Here is a 16,512-nt window from a genome sequence, read left to right as displayed (position 1 = left end):
TGCTTATGCAGCGCTGGGAGCAGGCGACGGCTCGTTGTGGCGTGTCGCAAGGTCCAGGGCCTGACGGAATGCCTCGAGCATGCTGCGTTCGTCAGCGATGCCTTTGCCAGCGATGTCAAAAGCCGTGCCGTGGTCTACCGAGGTACGGATAACGGGCAAGCCGACAGTCACGTTCACACCGGCTTCGAGGCCCATCACCTTCACCGGCCCGTGGCCCTGGTCGTGATACATCGCGACCACCACGTCGAAGTCACCTCGACCTGCACGGAAGAAAAGTGTGTCCGCCGGCAGGGGGCCTTCCACGTCCCAGCCCCGCTCCATGAGGACCTTGACGGCCGGGACAATCTTTTCTTCCTCTTCGCCGTAACCGAAGAGGCCGTTTTCGCCGGCATGCGGATTGATGCCGCAGACGCCGATGCGCGGATTGGAGATGCCGGCCCGAACCAGCGTGTCATGTGCGCGTTCGATGGTGCGCTGAACGAGGCCGGGTTCAATTTTGCGAATGGCGTCGAGCAGACCGATGTGCGTGGTGACGTGAATCACGCGCAGATTGGGTGCCACGAGCATCATCGACACTTCCTCAATGCCTGTCAGATGCGCAAGCAATTCAGTGTGCCCCGGGAAGATATGGCCGCCGGCGTGCAACGCTTCTTTATTGAGAGGTGCCGTACAGATGGCATCGAGTTCGCCTGCGGTGGTCAGTTCCACCGTACGGGCGATGTATTGATAAGCCGCATCTCCTGCGATAGGAGAAAGCTTTCCATATGGCAGGTCCGCAGGAATCAGCGCGAGGTCAATGCAGTCGACGACGCCCTGGCGAAACACTCCTTCTGAGGGCTTGTTGATGGTGCGAACTTCGAGATTGACCCCCGCTCTACGGCCGGCGTCGCGCAAACGCGCTGCATCGCCGACGACAACGGGGCGGCACTGCTCATACACAGACGCATGGGCAAGGCTCTTCATGATGATTTCGGGGCCAACACCGGCGGCATCGCCCATGGTGATGCCGATTACGGGACGATATGTCATAGCTTCCTCTTCGCTTGGGTGAAGCGGCGCTTGCGCATCCGCTGGCTGCATGGCGACAAGTCGTTGCCACGCGCGATACAGTGTCTCGGGCTGACCGAATCCGCCCGCTTTGGTTACGACGGGCAATGTGCGACCGCCATATGTGGCGGCAAGCAACGGCACGCCACGTTCAATCTCTTCGACTACCTCGAGTGACTCGATGCCCATCGTCGAGAGCAGCGCGCGGGCCGTCTCACCTCCGGTTGCAATCAAACCGCCGGCATGCTCGGCCGCAGGAGCGAGTCGTTCTGCAAGGCATCGCGCGAGCGATGCGCTATCAGCGACAGGAAGCCGCTCGGACTGGCTGAGCGCAACGACGGCATGACGGCCGCGACAGAGTGCCTCCGTCACGCCGGCGGTGAGCGCGAGCGTCGCGGGACTGACCGGATTGACCAATGCCTGCGCGTTGACTTCAAAGAAGTCGACAGTACCGTTAGCGTTCGAACGAAGTGCCGCGACCTGTTGATGCGAGACGCTCGACATGCTGCCGACCACAGCCAGCACACCACGTTGAGAAGGCAGGGCTTCCATCGAAAGCCCCCCGGACTTCTTTCCGGCGTCAAGCGACCGTGAGCCGGATTCGACCAGCACTCTGACTAGCGGCGCAGCAAGTCCGGCGGAGCCGACCCAGAACACGCCACTGAGGGTTGCCGATGCGGTGGCCAGCGTAGCGAGGTCCTCGTCGGTTTCGCTGTCACAAACCACGGCCTGAACCTGCTCGCGCTGGAATTCGACAAGGTTCGAGTGCACCGTGGCGACACCCGCGCGTACCGTGTCTAATGTCACTTGACCGACGTGCAGGCCTGCTTCGGTCAGCATCGAGCACAGGTCCGCCTTCCCCTTGATGTGTTCGTTCTTCCAGACCTCGGACGCTTCAACGGGCACACCGAAAATGAGTTGCTGTCCGTTGCGCGTCGTTCGACCAGCTTGAGGAAACGCGGGCGCAACGATGGCCATTCCTGCAACGGGTACGAGGCCTGCGACTTCTGCGGCGACGTTACCGCGCAACGTCGAGTCAATTTTCTTGTACACACGACGTCCGCCAGCGAAGACATGCCAGGCCTGCGCATTGGTGCGTGCGGCTTCAGCGGGCGCATGACGGCGCGTGTCGGTATCCACGGCCAGCACATCAACGTCATCCGCTGCGTTCGCTGACTCGACGCCAAGATTGACGACGCTGCGAAGCCCGTGATGGGTGCACGTGACGGCGCAATCGGCGGTGCCGGACAGGTCGTCACCGATGACGAGAAGTCTCGCGTCGCCGCTCGTGGGGGCGTTCATGGCAGCAGACGGCTATAAATTGCCTTGATGTCGTCAAGACTCAAAGGCTTGGGATTGTTGCCGAGCAGACGCTTCACCTTGGAGGCCGCAACCGCGAGCGCGTCGAGATGGTCTACCGAGACGCCGAAGACGCGCAGATCCTGAGGGATAGCGATGGCCGCGGTCCATTCGTGAATGCGCGCGAGCAGTTTGTCGGCTGCCGCTTCGTCACTGTCGTCGTGCTGCGCAAGCTCAAGGGCGCGCGCGACGTTGGAAAGACGGTCTACGACTGCGTCCAGGTTGAAGGCCATGACATGTGGCAGCAGCATGGAGTTGGCGACGCCGTGCGTGATATTGAACATGCCTCCGAGTGGATAAGCCAGTGCGTGCACTGCCGCGGTACCGGCCGCGGTCAGCGCCAGCCCCCCATACATCGAGCCGAGCAGCATCGCTTCGCGGGCTTTGAGCGACTGTCCGTTTTCGTAAGCTTCAACAAGGTTCGCGCCAATCAAGCGCATCGACTCCATGGCGAACATGTCGCTGATGGGATTCGCCTTGGTCGAGATATACGATTCGAGCGAGTGGATGAAGGCATCCATACCTGTGGCCGCCGTAATCGGCTTCGGCAGGTCCAGAGTCAGCGTTGCGTCCAGAATGATGAGCTGGGGCAGCAGGTGGCGACTGACGATGCCAACCTTCAGCTCCTCATCGGGAAGCGTAACGATGGCGTTCGGGGTGACTTCGGAACCTGTACCTGCCGTCGTGGGCACCAGAACCAGCGGAACGCCTGGCGCCGGAATCAAATCAATGCCCAGCCATTCGCGCAATGGTTGCTGGTTCGTGAGCCGTACGGCAAAAAGCTTTGCTGCGTCCAGCACGCTGCCGCCACCAATTGACAGCACGGCGTCGGGGGCGAACGGCTCAATCTGTTCACGATAGACCGACTCGACATTTTCAATCGTAGGTTCCGGCTGCACGTCTCGCACAATCAGCGTTTCGATGTCCTTTGCCTTGAGCCCTGCGACGACGCGACCCGCCACGCCGTTCTCTTCCATGACTGGCTGCGTGATGAATGCAATGCGGCGAATCGGCTTGTCAAGCAGCGCGAGCTTCTCCGGCAACTGGTCCAGGCTGTTGGGCCCGTGCACGATGTGCTTGACGCCCTGGAAATGGTAAGCGGTGTCCATGTCGAGTCTCTGTGTCTCTCAAACGGTTAGTCGATGCGAGCGTGTGCTCAGTCAGCGCGCGGATAAATCGCGAGGGCTTTTGCGAGCCGCTCGCGCGTCGCATCGTCGAGCGGCTGCGCGGGTGAGCGCGCAGGGCCCGCGGGCATGCCGAGCATCGTTGCTGCTGTCTTCAATACGACAGGCATCGTGCCGAGTGCGAAGGCGTCGCGCAGCGCGCGCAATGATTCCTGCGCGCGACGGGCGGATTCGATGTCGCCAGCCTGGAAGCTGTTCCAGATAGACATCACGACACTGGGGACCGCGTTGGTCGTTGCCGCGACTGCGCCGTCACCGCCAGCAATCAGGGTCCAGAGAATCATCGAATCGGTGCCAGTAAATACGGCGAAATCGTCGCGACGCAGGTTAATCAGCTGGAGCAGGCGGTCGAAATCGCCGCCGCTGTCCTTGATGCCGCGGATATTCGGAATCTCCGAGAGTCGGCGCACCGTATCGACGTTTAGCGTGATGCCTGCCTTGGCCGGAATCGTGTAGAGCATCACTGGCAGCGACGTGCCTCGTGCGATGCGCTCATAGTGTGTAAACAGTTCCTGCTGGGTCGCGCCATTGAAATATGGCGTGATGACGGACACGGCATCGACGCCTGTGTCCTGCATCTTGCGGTTGAGTTCGATTACGTCGCGCGTTGCGTAAGCGCCCGTACCTGCGATGACCGGAACCCGCCCGCGCGCCTGGTCGACGGCGATGGCCGCAATGCGAAGCTTTTCCGCTTCGGACAGCCCAATGAATTCACCGTTCGTGCCGAGCACGAAGAGACCGTGCACACCCGCGCCGATTAGACGTTCGATAAGTGTTCGCAGACCGGCTTCATCGACTTCCTCGGCCGCGGTCATGGGAGTGATAAGGGCGGGAACAATTCCCTTGAAAGTGACTGACATGCTCGGACTCTCCAATTTGGTTGCAGGGCAGCGCTTGTGCAGCCCTTCGTAGCGCCGGCCGCGCCAGGCAGGCCGCCGCACTGATTAGAACCGGTGACGCAACCCCAACGCCGTGACAATCTGGTGCGAATTGCTCGATGCGGTCACTGGCCACAGCGCGGCCACAGCCGCCTTGCCCGTGGAGTCGATGCCGCTCGCATGCTGATAGGCAGCAGTCAGATAGACGTCGGTACGCTTCGACAGGAAATAATCTGCACCGACGTTTGCCTGGTTGTAGTGCGCATCACCTGCACCGCGTGTGTGGGTGTAGTCGTAGGCTACGCCGAGCAGGAGTGCGGGCGTCACCTGATAGTTGAAGTTCGCTTCGTAGTTGTCGAACACGACTGTCGCGCCCTTGTATCGGGCGATGGGCGCGGAAGCGGCAGGCGAACCAAGCTCGCCGAAATTCGAGTTGGAATAGACCAGCCCGAACTTTGCCGAGCCCAGGGTGTAGTTGGCAGCGACTGATGCGACGCTTAACGTACGCGCGGACGCATATCCCGAGTAGATAGGCGTGTTGTTGGGCGAGATGGCTGCGGCGCCTGCTGTACCGTCCCACAGGGCGGTGTTCGGTTGAGCGGTGTTGATGTACGACGCACCCAGTGCGAAGGGTCCATGGTTGTAGCCTGCGGCGACACTCCAGATACGGTTATTGCTGAAGTTGCCCGCTGTACCGCCCAGGCTGAACAGACCGCCGATGCGGAAACCACCATAGTCCTGACTCAGATACTTGATGCTATTGCTAATCCGCGAATTGACGTAAAGGTTGTCCGTGTTGCCGGGATGCGCGCCGATACCGCCCGCCCATTGGTTCGAGGCCACGAGCGGCCCGACGAAGTCAGCAGACGGTTCGTTCTGCCGCCCGGCCGTGAAGCTTCCGAAACTCGACGAAGTTAGACCGACATAGGCTGCCCGGCCGAACATACGGCCGTTCTGTCCAAGCGTGCCTGCCGTGCTGCTGAAACCGTTCTCCAGCTGAAAGATTGCCTTCAGGCCATTGCCCAGGTCCTCCGCGCCTTTCATACCCCAGCGGCTTCCAGACTCGACCCCACTCGACATCTGGTAGTTCGTGCCGCCTTTCTGATTGTTCGTGTACATCAATGAAGTATCTATCAGGCCGTAGAGGGTAACGTTGCTCTGTGCATGGGCAGACACTGCGACGCCCAACATGCCCGCTAGCGCGAAAGACCTTTTCATCGATTTGTCTCCAATCTCCACTGCTTTGACCGATTCGGTCAGATTTCGCGTCCTGATGTTGCTGCTGAGGGCGTCAACTTGTCTTTAGTGACCGTTGTGTGCATTCTATGTAATCGAATCGCGCACAAAAATGAGGGGAAACCCCACATTTTTGATTGAACTGAGCGTTTAATATGGTCGGAGGAATTGGTGGAGACACAAAAGTGACTGATTCGGTCAAAATCAGAGTTCATCCTGCGGGAAGTACGGCCGACTACCAGTGCCGGCGAAACCCGCACGCAGTGACCGTCGTCGCCACGAAAGCGGGCGAAGTACGCAAAGCGCCACATGCAAAGGCTGGGTCGAGTCCGGCCAGGAGTCGAGAAAACTGAAGAAAGCGACCGGCTAATGGATGCAATTGCGCGGTCGGACCGCTAGGTGCTGACTGTGGCGTGTCCACCCCTTAGGAGCGACTTAGGCCAGTTGGCTCTGGTGCAAATGGCGCGGGCGAATCGGTTAGAGTGTCGGGCTGAACGAATAGAGAGCCGACGATGAGCAAGCCGAAGAGCCTGGAGGAACTGTTCGCAGGCCGTCACTTCGACCGCGAGGTGACCATTCTGTGTGTTCGCTGGTACTTGCGCTACAAGCTCAGTCTGCGCGATCTTGTGGAAATGATGGCGGAACGGGGTCTGTCGCTGGCCCACACGACGATCCTGCGCTGGGTGCGACGTTATGCGCCGGAGTTCGTCAAACGCTGGAACCGTCTCGCTACGCCCACGGGCCAGTCGTGGCGTGTCGATGAAACGTACCTGAAGATCCGCGGCAGGTGGGTTTATCTCTACCGGGCGGTGGATCGGACCGGCCAGACAGTTGACTTCATGCTCCGTGCGAAGCGCGACGTCAAGGCGGCCAAGGCGTTTTTCCGGAAAGCCCTCAAACAGGGCCGGCCGCCGAAGACCATCACGCTGGATGGCTATGCCGCTTCACAACGCGCGGTGCGTGAGATGAAGGAAGACGGCCTGCTGCCTGAAGACACACAGGTTCGATCCTCGAAATATCTCAATAATCTCATCGAGCCGGACCATCGCAACATCAAGTCCCGGACAAATGTCATGCTCGGTTTCAAACGTTTCAGGAGTGCAGCGATCACGTTGTCCGGCATCGAATTGATGCAACGGATTCGCAAAGCCCAGTTCAACCTCGCGAAGCTCGGCCTCAAGAATTGCGCTGCGCCTGCGGTCTGGAATGCAGTTCTTTCAATTCAATAAGGCATCCTTACCTCTAAGAAATAATCTACCGCAGCGCCTATTTGCACCAGAGCCGTGTCACTCCCATTCGCTTTACGGCATCGGATCATCGCCATTGGGAACCGCATCGGCCGGATCGAGCAGTCTCTGGCGAACGAGTTCGGCGCTCACGATGGCGAGAATTTTCTTCGTGATCTGCGGTGCGATGACGAGCAGATCGACGATGGCGACCAGGGCTTCACCCATTTTTCCGATGTGCAGGTAATCGCCGAGGTGGGAAAGCATGGCTTCTACGCGCTTTTTCAGGAGCCCCTCGATGCTTTTGGGCTTGAACTCGTCTACGGGCCATTTGGGCTGGTCCTGAACTTCGGCGGCGCTGCCGTACAACGGGATGATCGGGCATTCCAGCGTGGGTTCCGGCGGCCTGGGCCCGGACCAGTTCGCAGGCAGCGTGGGTATTTCCCCGTTTATGAAAACTCGGTTCTCGGGGGAGAGCGTGAACGTCCCGGCGAGGAATGCCTGACAATTGCGACGGCCGAGCATGAAATCGTGCTCTCTGAATTTTTTGTGGAAAAAGCCCATGAACGCCCCGAGGCCACCGGCGCATAGCGCTTCGCCGCCTACGAGTACAGATGCGGCGGCGCCCTCCTCTTTGCGCGGCCACCGCTTTGGCGCGACAAGGAACCGGTTGTACACGTCGCTGCGCAGAAAGCCGGTCATGTCCGCCGTCGCAAAGCGATTGGAGCGGATGAACATCTGCAGCGTGGGCGACAGGAGCGACACCAGGGCCGTCGCCTGGGGTTTCAAAAGCTCAGGGAGCGGGTCGCACAGTGGGTCCACGAGCACCACGGCGCGGTCCGCCTTATCCGCGGCGGCCACGCTATGGTGATTGCCCGCCCGCTCCAGTCCTTCCAGGACCTGTGTGGCCAGCATGATGGGCTCGTTGTCCGTGCATCCACCATCGAGCGACAGGAATTGATAGGTGTCCAGGTTCAGACCGCTGGGCGCAACCTTCGGCCATAACGGCGCGATCCAATGATATTTCCCGTCTATCGGGTCCCAGACGAAACGGTACGCATAGTCGTTTGCGTGGCGCGCCACCACGCGTGCCGGAAAGCCAATCGGAAATGCCGAAGTCCCCAGGACGTTTTGTGCGAGCGCCGGCCAGTCTGCCGCCGTGCATCCCTTCAATTGCTCTGGCAAGTAGGCCGTGCCCAGCGTGTACGTTTGCGGGGAGCCCACGTATTTGGAGTCCGGCAGATAATGGGTTTTCGGGTCGATAGCAGGGCCGTTTTCGCCCACGCAATAGCCGAAATACAATCGGACGTAGTCGGCATGGTTGGTGAAATATTCCGCTGAGGCGCCCGCCGCGTCGCTGCGGAACATCTGCGAATACGGGACACCGCTCAGGTTGGTGTGCGTGACGACAACGGCCAACGGGTTATAGACCCAACTCCTCGCGAACACGTCCTTGATGCCCGCCGCTCGCAGCGCCAGGGCGGGATAGCCCGCGTCCGGCTCGCCCCCTGCGGCGGCCGGCGTGGAACCGAGAGTGTCCTGCGCGATCTGCGAAAGCACGCCGCCGTTGAGGAGTGAAATGATAGCGCTGCCCTTATGCCCGGACGAACCAAGATCAGACGTGTCCAGCAGTTTCTGGATGTCGATATCGTTGACCCACACCTGGTAGAAAGGGTTGGGAGAAGGATTCGACTCCTGCACGCCCTCTCTCACGTGCGGGAAGCGGAAACTGAGCGCCCGCGCCGCCAGAATGGCATTGATGCCTCCGCCGGAGGCACCCGTAATGATGCGGATGCGGACGCGGTGACCCGGTACAGCGCCGCGGGCGTCCTTGACCGCCTCCATCCGCGCTTTGTCCCACTCGTCCAGCGCTTCGAACAGAAAATCAAGCACGCCTGCCGTGAATGTGCCTGCAGAGACCGTACCACCCAGCACTAGCCCAATCTCGAACACATTCGGCTCGCCGCACTTCGGCGGCACAAAGTACTCAGCCGGCTCGCCCTTCGGACAGGGCCATTCGGGGGCTGCCGCAGTCACGTCGGCTTTGGGCATAGTGGCCTCTGCCATGACGGTCTCCTGAGTAAACGCGCCGCCATCGCGGCTTGCTGCGGCTATCCCGCCGCCGTCTGCGCAGCGCTTGCGAGATTGGTGGCCGGCGCGACTGGGCTGCCGGCCGCCGGCCGCCGCCGTGGACTGGCGGACACCAGTACGGGTGTCACCGTCGCACAGGCGGGCGCGTTCCATATTGCGCGACCGGATGGCGTTTCATCGACGTGCGCCGGAAGAGCGCCGCACCGTTTGTCCGCTGCCCCGCTCCGTCCCCTCATAGTTTTATAGCAATTTTTTGAGTGGAAATCCGCGACGGAGTGTGCGGTACCGTACAAAAGCGGTGCTACCACGCCAAGTGTCGAGAAAAACCCCCATATAGATAAGTATTCCTCTCTCGCGCTTGAGGAAGGTATCGGTTAGAAAGCCACGAGGAATCTCATTACACAATTAATCAGTAGTGCGATTTATACTTAAGAACTCTTGGCTGAACTCGTTAGTGCGGAGAGGCTGAAAACGAACGCCGACGAACGCTCTTGTGAAGACTTCCTCCCCGAGGCGGTACCCACCGATGATCAGATTCTGGATCTGAAGCCGGCGCGGGTGTGAGCGCAAGCACCAGACGCTCAAGAAGTCCACCTCGCTTCACGGCAGCAAGACGTCAAAGAGCAACACGACTTCGTCTGCGCCAGCCAGGGTGCTGTACCCCCCCCTGGAGACGAGGTTTTGGGCTCGCTGTCTGTGTTTGGGGGTGAAGAGCGGAAGGACCGTTAGTCGCATTCCTTGGGCAGCGATATAGGGTGACAGTCGGCCCGGTAGCGTGAAAAAAGCGCCAGACGTGGGCCGGCATGCTGCCTCGCAGGTAGCTTGTGCATCGACGTAATCATCCTTGTTGGCGTTCACGAAAGTCCGAACCTATTGCGGTGAAGCGAGCCTGGAAATATGCCCGATTTCGTTGCGATTGCGAGCGAGCCAGTGCGAGCCGGCACATGCCTCCAGCACCACAGTAACCGCCTTGAGATTGACGAAGAACGAAACAGTTGCTGGCGCGAAAGCCGCTTGCGGAAGACCGCGCGCCCTTGCATGGAGCCTGCCATGTGACCAGGCAAGCTGGCTCACCGATGGCAATCAGTTGAGCGCCACAAACAAGACTCCGTTCGCACGCTAAATGAGCTGCTGGATGTTCGCCCCCGGCGTGCATGTGTGCGCGCCGCGCAAGGTGGCGCGAACGGTCGCGCTGTACGGCGACTCGATCACCAACGGCTATCAGTCGAGCGACAGCAAGAATCGCCGCTGTGCGGACGTGCTGGCGCACCGGCCGGCTGCGCGCACGGGCACAACGCTCGCAGTATCGAATGCGGGCATCGCGGGTAACGAGCTGCTGACCAATCGCGAGCAGGCAATGTTCGGCGTGGCCGCGGCCGCGTACTTCAGCCGCGACGCCCTGCTGCCCAATGTGCGCGCCATCGTGCCGCAGGAAGGGATCAACGACGTTGGCATCCAGGCAACTCGGGGTATCAGGCAATGACCAATGCTGTAAACCTGCAAGCGCTGATCGCAGCGGCAACGCGCGCAGTGAACGGGCATCACGCCAAAGCCGCCACGGCGGCGAAAAGAACAGAGCAGCGGTCCGCCGCTTCGGTCGGCCGTATGTTCTGAGGACGCGACCGTGAATGTTTGTGCGGTTACGGAGCCGCCAGCTTCTCGGCCGCCGCTTTTGCTACCCGTATTGCGCAATCGAAGCTGCGTTCTGCCGCCAACTGCCTTCGATCGACAACAACGATCCAGGTGTCAAAGCTGTAGCGCCACTTGATGCGGCGCTCTTCGAGCAAATCTGACAGCCAACGCCAGAGGGACGCGTCGTCCGCGTTCGCGGCAACTGCTGCCTTCTGGCGCTCGCCTAGCATCTTGTTCATCGGTGTAACCACCATCACGAATGCGGATCACCGCCTCAGCGCGCTTCAAGCAGGTGACGTTTTACGCCCTACACTTGCTGCGCCTCCCTCACCACGTGGCGCTGCTGGCCAAGGCCGGTATCCCCATGGTTATCACATCGCCGGCGGCGAGATAAGCAGGCGGCTTCATGCCTAGCCCCACACCGGCGGGGGTACCGGTGATGATCAAATCACCAGGCTGCAGTGTCATGAACTGGCTGCAGTAACTGACGAGGTGCGCCACGCCGAAAATCATGTCCTCTGTGTGACCGAGTTGCCTTTGCCGGCCATTGACTGAAAGCCTTAGCTCGAGGCCCTGATGATTCGCGATCTCGTCCGGCGTGACGAGCCACGGACCGATGGGCGTGTAGCTATCGAAGCTCTTGCCTTTTCGCCACTGCCCGTTACGATGCAATTGCCAGTGGCGCTCCGAAACGTCGTTCACCATGCAGTAGCCTGCCACGCTTGCCATCGCTCGTCCGGCACGACACGCGAAGCCACGCTTCCCATCACGATCCCCAACTCGATCTGCCAGTCGGTCCGGGTTGATCCAGGGGCCAGCACAATGTCCTCATACGGACCGCTGATCGATGAGGTCGACTTGCCGAACACAACAGGCTCGTCGGGGATGGGCAAAGCCGCTTCCAACGCGTGATCGCGATAGTTGAGGCCGCTCGCGATGATCTCGAGCAGGCTCCTCACGGGCGGCCCGAGCCGCGGCGTTCCGGGAACGATGGGTAGCTGCGTCACATCGACTGCGGAGAGGAAACGGCGCCCCTCTGGCGACAGCACGTCCTGGTCGATATCCCTCACTATCGGACTCAATGCCCGAATGCGGCCCTCGCTGTCGAGCACGCCGGGCAACTCAGCGCCCGCTAAGCCGTACCGCAGTAGTTTCACAGTTCATTCTCCATGAGTCCGTCACGCCGTCATTATTCTTCAGCACCCTGGACAGGCAATACAGCCTAAAACCAAATGGCGTTTTCGGTATTTCGGAAAGCGGCGCTCGGCGTCCACGTATTTTAGGTCTTGTCGAAAGCCGACTTCGATTCGAATCGCTTTTCGCGATTAGCGCCACTTCCTGGTTCTCCGCCGGCACGGAATCGGAATTCCCAAATGCCGCAGGTGCCCGCTTGCGGCTCTGAACATTCCCTGCAGGGGAAAAAAGAAGCCGTTCAGCACGTAGCTGAACGGCGTCCCCTGGCCCCATTCTGAGGTCCAGGCGCACGGCAATCAAATCGAACGCGTCACTGCCCTGCCGCCTTTTTCTCCGCGCCCTGGGCGCTCTCCGGATAGTTCGGATCGTACCCACCCGGTTTGTAACCCGCGCTCTCCAGTTTCTTCAGCTCCGCATTCTTTTTTGCGCGAGCTTCCTTGCGAGCGGACTTACGCGCCGCCTTTTTCTCTGCCTTCGTCATCGAAGCCGGATTCGTCTGGCTCGGCGCAACGGCGCTACTGGCATCACCGGTTTGCTGCGTCTGTGCGAACGCGCCTGGCGCCGCAGACATTGCGACCATGAGCACTGCCGCAAGCACCGTCTTGAATACTCTCATTTGTTCTCTCCTTTCCTGTCTTGTTTGATTGATTCGATTACGTAATTACGCATCCCGCGCGGGAGGCACGTTGACATGCCAACGTTCAGGCTGCCTCAGCACGACGTGCCGCGAAATCGCGCCTGGGATCGCGCATGCCGAACACAGAGATCAGCAGCCCAAGCACGGCGGAACCCAGCGCGATTTGCACAATTACCTCGATGCCGGCATGTTGCGCGACTCCACCTGTGACGGCCGGCGCCACTGCACCACCGATGATTTCGCCGAGTCCGACGATCATGCCCGTTGCCGTGGCACCCAGTTCCGGTGGCACCGATTCGTTCGCAAAGGGACCTACCGTGATGCCGATAACGCCCGCGATCAGAAACGTCACGATTGCAAGCAAAACGAACAGCCTGGCAGGTTCCGCGCCCGCTTTCGCGAGAAACCAGAGGCCAACCACTTCGCCCGCAAGCGACACCACGATCACACGCTTGCGGCCGAAGCGGTCCGACAAGGCAGGCAGCACCACGACGCCAACGCAGCAACCCACGCCGAGAGCGGAGAGCACCAGGCCCATCGAATCCATGCCAAGGTGCAGGTGATCGGTGAGGTAGCTGGGCAAGAACGCCGACAACACGACGAGGCCCGAAAGTGCGCAGAGCATTAGAAGCGTGCCCGAGACCACATTGCGATAGCGCAGCACCTGAAACCACGAGGAACGCGCTATCGGCCCTGCCGCAACAATGGGCGCATCGGCACGCAGCGACTTCGCGAGCAGTACGGCAATCACGAAGCCGGGTACGGCAACGATCACGAAGATCCAGTGCCAGGACGGCACCAGCTTGAGCATGCCGATAGCGAGCAACGGGCCCACCCCGAGCCCCACGAGCGGCGCAGACATTTGCTGAAGCCCGACGTTCAGTCCGATGCGGCTCGGCTTCGATGCCTCGACTGTCGCGACGATGCTCGCGGGCACATAGGCGCCTTCCGCGACGCCCATCAGTGCGCGCAACAGAACCATGCTCATCATGCCGGCAGCGAGCCCGCTGCCGCCAACGAGCAATGAGAACGCGACCACCGCAGGCACGATCACGCGTTTGCAGCCGACGCGATCGGAAAGGCGGCCAGTGAGAATGGATGCCAGGCCCCAGCAAAGCGAAAGCACCGCGGAAATCAGGCCGAGATCCTGATAGTTCATTCCGAGCTCTTTCGCAATCACGGGAAAGAGCGGATAGATGATGTTGCGATCCAGACCCACGAGTCCATAACCCAGTGCGAGCAGGAATACCGCCTTCACCTCGTAGCGCAGGCTCCAGTCAGCGCGCCCGCTCGGGGCGGCAGCCGTCGTTTCCATGATGGAAGTCTCCAATGTTCTGTTATGACGAAGCGTCCACGCGCGGCGTTCGAGCGCCGCGCGCAAGCATTACCAGGTGTGCATCATCCCGATGCGCACCATCGTCTGGTTGCCGGAAGTCGAGAATGCGCCAGCGCCGGGAATAAGCGCGGGGGCGCCGTCCGATGCGTGCTGATACACGGCGAATGCGTAGACGCTCGTGCGCTTTGAAAGGTAATACGCGAGGTTGAGGCCGACCTGATGCATCTTCACGTCATTGACGACGTGATTGCCGTCGTTGAATTGATACGCGAAGCCGACAATTGCCGCCGGCGTTATCGGATACGTGGCGGCAAAGTCGTACACCATCACCCGCGCATTGTTATAGGTGTTGGTGGCTTGAGCCACCATCGCCGCGACAAAGCCATTTCCAATGGGCATGCGACCGCCCACGCCCCAGTCTCGTAAGCCGCTGTTACCCTCATTGATGGTGGGAAACTTCGTATAGGTATATGCGGCGTCGAGGGCGACCGGGCCGGTGTTGTAGCTCAAGCCAAAGCTCTGCGTGCTGTTCTGGCTGAAGGCGCCCGCCACACCGCCGAAGCCGTACATCGCCCCGAACTTGAACCCGCCCATGCGCGGGCTTTCATAGGTCACGGCGTTGGGCGTGGAATAGAGGTCGGCCGTGCGCAGGAAGTCCATCGACCCGAACGCGGGCGCGCCGAGTTGTGGAAACGGCCCACCCTGCGTGAATGTCGGCTCAAGCGAAGCGAGCATCGGCCCCCAGCGATCGATCGTCATGTAGTTGAACATGAAGTCGGTCTGCAGGCCCATAGTCAGACGGCCCAGTTGGTCGTTGTCGAGGCCCACGTACGAGTAGCGGAACATCTGGCCAGGGCTGTATAGCGAACCTGTTCCAATGTCGAACGTATTGAGCAGCTTCGCGATCGCCCGGGTGCCTCCCCCAAGGTCTTCGATCGCGGAAAGCCCGAAACCTGTGTTGTTCGAGATGCCGCCCTGCATGAAGGTATTCGAATGACCGCCCGCATTCGACACCCAGGTCAACCCCGCATCGATTGCACCAAACAGCGTGACGCTCGACTGCGCGTGGGCTGTTCCGGCCAGCAACGTAGCGGCCGCACATGTCATGATTTTCGCTTTCACCGTGTCTCCAAACCTTATTGTCGTATGCTGCGTGTCCCGCGACCGGAGAGCGCTCCCGGGTGCGGTTTTTCGGTGATGCCACCGCTCTGGGTGGCTGTAGATGGGCTCGCTACGGAGCCCTTGTGCCTCCCTTGCGTTGACTTAGTGCCTGAGGAAATCGATGACGAGCCGGTTGAACGCTTGCGCGTGCTCCCATTGCGCCCAATGACCGCAGCGGCTGAACACATGGAACTGCGCATCGCGCAAAGCCCAAACCATGCGCAAGCCGTTGTCGAGCGGCACGAAGCGATCGTCGCGTCCCCATGTAACGAGCGTCGGCGCGCCGATCTCGGCAAGCCGCCCGCTCAGATCCGGAAACTGATTCTGGTTAACCTCCAGGCTCTTCACGAAGTTTTCGAGGTGATCGCGGCGCGCCATCATGTTCTCGAAGCGCCCCTGGATCAGTTCTTCCGTGATCGTCGAAGGATCGAATACGAACACGTCAAGCATCCGGCGCAGGTTTTCCATCGTCGGCGTCTTGTATGCGCCGAACAGCAGCTTGATCCCCTCCAGCGGCATGGGCTGGAACAGACTCGGACCCACTCCGCCACCGCCCATGATCACCATCTTGCCCAGACGATCGGGGTAGTTGAGCGCGAACGACAACGCGTTCACTCCGCCCATCGAGTTGCCGAGAATATGCACGCGGCCGATGTCGAGCACGTCGAGCAGCCCCTTGAGCGCGCGCGCATTGATTTCCGAGCGCGCACCGTGCGTCACCACAATCGGGTCGCTCTTGTTCCAGCCGGGCGAGTCCGGAAGGATCACACGATAGCCAGCTTCAACAAACGTATCGATGTTGCGGTGGAAGTTGCTCCAGCCCGATGCTCCGGGACCTGAGCCATGCATCATGACAACGGTTTCGCCTGTGCCTGCGTCGTTGTAGTGAATCTGCAGATCGAGATCTCCTTCCTTGATCCGCGCGAACTTACTCGTTCCTGCTTCGGTCAATGCAACCATTGCTCTCTCCTCCTTGGTCGGATTTGCATCCGGGATCATCGCGATTTTAAAAATGCTTTTTAAATAATTAGTATTGCGAATGGTATAGCTTAGATAGCTTCATAAAAAGACAGCAATCCCGAACGGTGCATTCGCAAATATTGAAAACGCGTCACGCCTGCGCGCGAAGTCAAGCTGCTGCTTTCTTCTTCAAGTCCAGCGCCACGTCGACGATCATGTCTTCCTGGCCGCCCACCATCCGGCGCTTGCCCAGTTCGACGAGAATGTCCACCGTCTTCAGGTCGTACTTCTTCGCGGCCACTTCCGAGTGGCGCAGGAAGCTCGAATACACGCCCGCGTAACCCAGCGCGAGCGTTTCGCGGTCCACGCGAACCGGACGGTCCTGCAGCGGGCGCACGATGTCGTCGGCAGCATCCATCAGCGTGTAGAGGTCGGTGCCGTGGTTCCAGCCCATGCGCTCCGCCGCACCGATGAACACTTCGAGCGGCGCGTTGCCCGCGCCCGCACCCATCCCGGCGAGCGACGCATCGACGCGGTCGCAGCCTTCTTCCACGGCCACGATCGAGTTCGC

Annotated in this window: 12 protein-coding genes and 3 pseudogenes; 2 read left to right on the top strand and 13 right to left on the bottom strand. The window is 60.4% G+C overall.

The features are described 5' to 3' along the window. Positions 1-3 precede the first annotated feature (3 nt). From pdxA to M3I53_RS34210, 4 genes are all read right to left on the bottom strand, one after another. Complete coding sequence (gene pdxA, locus M3I53_RS34225) at positions 4-2,349, bottom strand: 4-hydroxythreonine-4-phosphate dehydrogenase PdxA (RefSeq protein ID WP_254320212.1); 2,346 nt, start codon at positions 2,347-2,349, stop codon at positions 4-6. After that, complete coding sequence (locus M3I53_RS34220) at positions 2,346-3,515, bottom strand: iron-containing alcohol dehydrogenase (RefSeq protein WP_254320211.1); 1,170 nt, start codon at positions 3,513-3,515, stop codon at positions 2,346-2,348. Before M3I53_RS34220 ends, pdxA begins: the two co-directional genes overlap by 4 nt. A 47-nt stretch (positions 3,516-3,562) precedes the next feature. After that, positions 3,563-4,450: a 4-hydroxy-tetrahydrodipicolinate synthase gene (gene dapA, locus M3I53_RS34215; RefSeq protein ID WP_254320210.1), complete on the bottom strand. Its 888-nt coding sequence runs from the start codon at positions 4,448-4,450 to the stop codon at positions 3,563-3,565. A gap of 84 nt (positions 4,451-4,534) precedes the next feature. Next, the gene (locus tag M3I53_RS34210; protein ID WP_254320209.1) at positions 4,535-5,686 is read right to left on the bottom strand and encodes a porin; all 1,152 of its coding nucleotides are present in this window, start codon (positions 5,684-5,686) and stop codon (positions 4,535-4,537) included. A gap of 530 nt (positions 5,687-6,216) precedes the next feature. Here M3I53_RS34210 and M3I53_RS34205 point away from each other — a divergent pair. Beyond that, on the top strand, positions 6,217-6,933 hold the full coding sequence (locus M3I53_RS34205) for an IS6 family transposase (protein WP_254320208.1): 717 nt from the start codon (positions 6,217-6,219) through the stop codon (positions 6,931-6,933). A gap of 72 nt (positions 6,934-7,005) precedes the next feature. Here the strand turns inward: M3I53_RS34205 and M3I53_RS34200 are convergent, their stop codons facing one another. Beyond that, positions 7,006-8,997, bottom strand: a complete 1,992-nt coding sequence (locus tag M3I53_RS34200) for a patatin-like phospholipase family protein (protein ID WP_254320207.1) — start codon at positions 8,995-8,997, stop codon at positions 7,006-7,008. Positions 8,998-9,819: 822 nt separating this feature from the next. Further along, positions 9,820-10,055 (bottom strand): annotated as a pseudogene (locus M3I53_RS38735) (IS110 family transposase); the annotation flags it as partial. A 101-nt stretch (positions 10,056-10,156) separates the two neighbouring features. Between M3I53_RS38735 and M3I53_RS34195 the strand changes: the two are divergent. Further along, positions 10,157-10,504: a hypothetical protein gene (locus M3I53_RS34195; protein ID WP_254320206.1), complete on the top strand. Its 348-nt coding sequence runs from the start codon at positions 10,157-10,159 to the stop codon at positions 10,502-10,504. A gap of 157 nt (positions 10,505-10,661) precedes the next feature. Here the strand turns inward: M3I53_RS34195 and M3I53_RS34190 are convergent, their stop codons facing one another. The 7 genes and pseudogenes from M3I53_RS34190 to M3I53_RS34160 form a co-directional block, all read right to left on the bottom strand. Next, a complete protein-coding gene (locus tag M3I53_RS34190) occupies positions 10,662-10,892 on the bottom strand; it encodes a hypothetical protein (protein WP_028208169.1) in 231 nt (76 codons plus the stop codon). 68 nt (positions 10,893-10,960) lie between these two features. Then, positions 10,961-11,810: pseudogene (locus M3I53_RS34185) on the bottom strand (fumarylacetoacetate hydrolase family protein). 347 nt (positions 11,811-12,157) lie between these two features. Continuing rightward, positions 12,158-12,463, bottom strand: a complete 306-nt coding sequence (locus tag M3I53_RS34180) for a hypothetical protein (protein WP_254320205.1) — start codon at positions 12,461-12,463, stop codon at positions 12,158-12,160. 85 nt (positions 12,464-12,548) lie between these two features. Further along, positions 12,549-13,799: an MFS transporter gene (locus M3I53_RS34175; protein WP_254320204.1), complete on the bottom strand. Its 1,251-nt coding sequence runs from the start codon at positions 13,797-13,799 to the stop codon at positions 12,549-12,551. A gap of 69 nt (positions 13,800-13,868) precedes the next feature. Further along, on the bottom strand, positions 13,869-14,942 hold the full coding sequence (locus M3I53_RS34170) for a porin (protein WP_254320203.1): 1,074 nt from the start codon (positions 14,940-14,942) through the stop codon (positions 13,869-13,871). Positions 14,943-15,083: 141 nt separating this feature from the next. Next, positions 15,084-15,941: an alpha/beta fold hydrolase gene (locus tag M3I53_RS34165; RefSeq protein ID WP_254320202.1), complete on the bottom strand. Its 858-nt coding sequence runs from the start codon at positions 15,939-15,941 to the stop codon at positions 15,084-15,086. A 169-nt stretch (positions 15,942-16,110) separates the two neighbouring features. Continuing rightward, positions 16,111-16,512, bottom strand: a pseudogene (locus tag M3I53_RS34160) (4-hydroxy-2-oxovalerate aldolase); the annotation flags it as partial.

Source organism: Paraburkholderia sp. CNPSo 3272 (genome assembly GCF_024206495.1).
Classification (GTDB): Bacteria; Pseudomonadota; Gammaproteobacteria; order Burkholderiales; family Burkholderiaceae; genus Paraburkholderia.
Note: the sequence above shows the minus strand (reverse complement) of the source record. Positions and strands in the feature narration are given on the sequence as shown.

Coding starts and splice junctions, on each gene's coding strand:
- pdxA (WP_254320212.1), bottom strand. CDS start 2,349: ATGAACGCCCCCACGAGCGGCGACGCGAGACTTCTCGTCATCGGTGAC.
- M3I53_RS34220 (WP_254320211.1), bottom strand. CDS start 3,515: ATGGACACCGCTTACCATTTCCAGGGCGTCAAGCACATCGTGCACGGG.
- dapA (WP_254320210.1), bottom strand. CDS start 4,450: ATGTCAGTCACTTTCAAGGGAATTGTTCCCGCCCTTATCACTCCCATG.
- M3I53_RS34210 (WP_254320209.1), bottom strand. CDS start 5,686: ATGAAAAGGTCTTTCGCGCTAGCGGGCATGTTGGGCGTCGCAGTGTCT.
- M3I53_RS34205 (WP_254320208.1), top strand. CDS start 6,217: ATGAGCAAGCCGAAGAGCCTGGAGGAACTGTTCGCAGGCCGTCACTTC.
- M3I53_RS34200 (WP_254320207.1), bottom strand. CDS start 8,997: ATGGCAGAGGCCACTATGCCCAAAGCCGACGTGACTGCGGCAGCCCCC.
- M3I53_RS34195 (WP_254320206.1), top strand. CDS start 10,157: ATGTTCGCCCCCGGCGTGCATGTGTGCGCGCCGCGCAAGGTGGCGCGA.
- M3I53_RS34190 (WP_028208169.1), bottom strand. CDS start 10,892: ATGAACAAGATGCTAGGCGAGCGCCAGAAGGCAGCAGTTGCCGCGAAC.
- M3I53_RS34180 (WP_254320205.1), bottom strand. CDS start 12,463: ATGAGAGTATTCAAGACGGTGCTTGCGGCAGTGCTCATGGTCGCAATG.
- M3I53_RS34175 (WP_254320204.1), bottom strand. CDS start 13,799: ATGGAAACGACGGCTGCCGCCCCGAGCGGGCGCGCTGACTGGAGCCTG.
- M3I53_RS34165 (WP_254320202.1), bottom strand. CDS start 15,941: ATGGTTGCATTGACCGAAGCAGGAACGAGTAAGTTCGCGCGGATCAAG.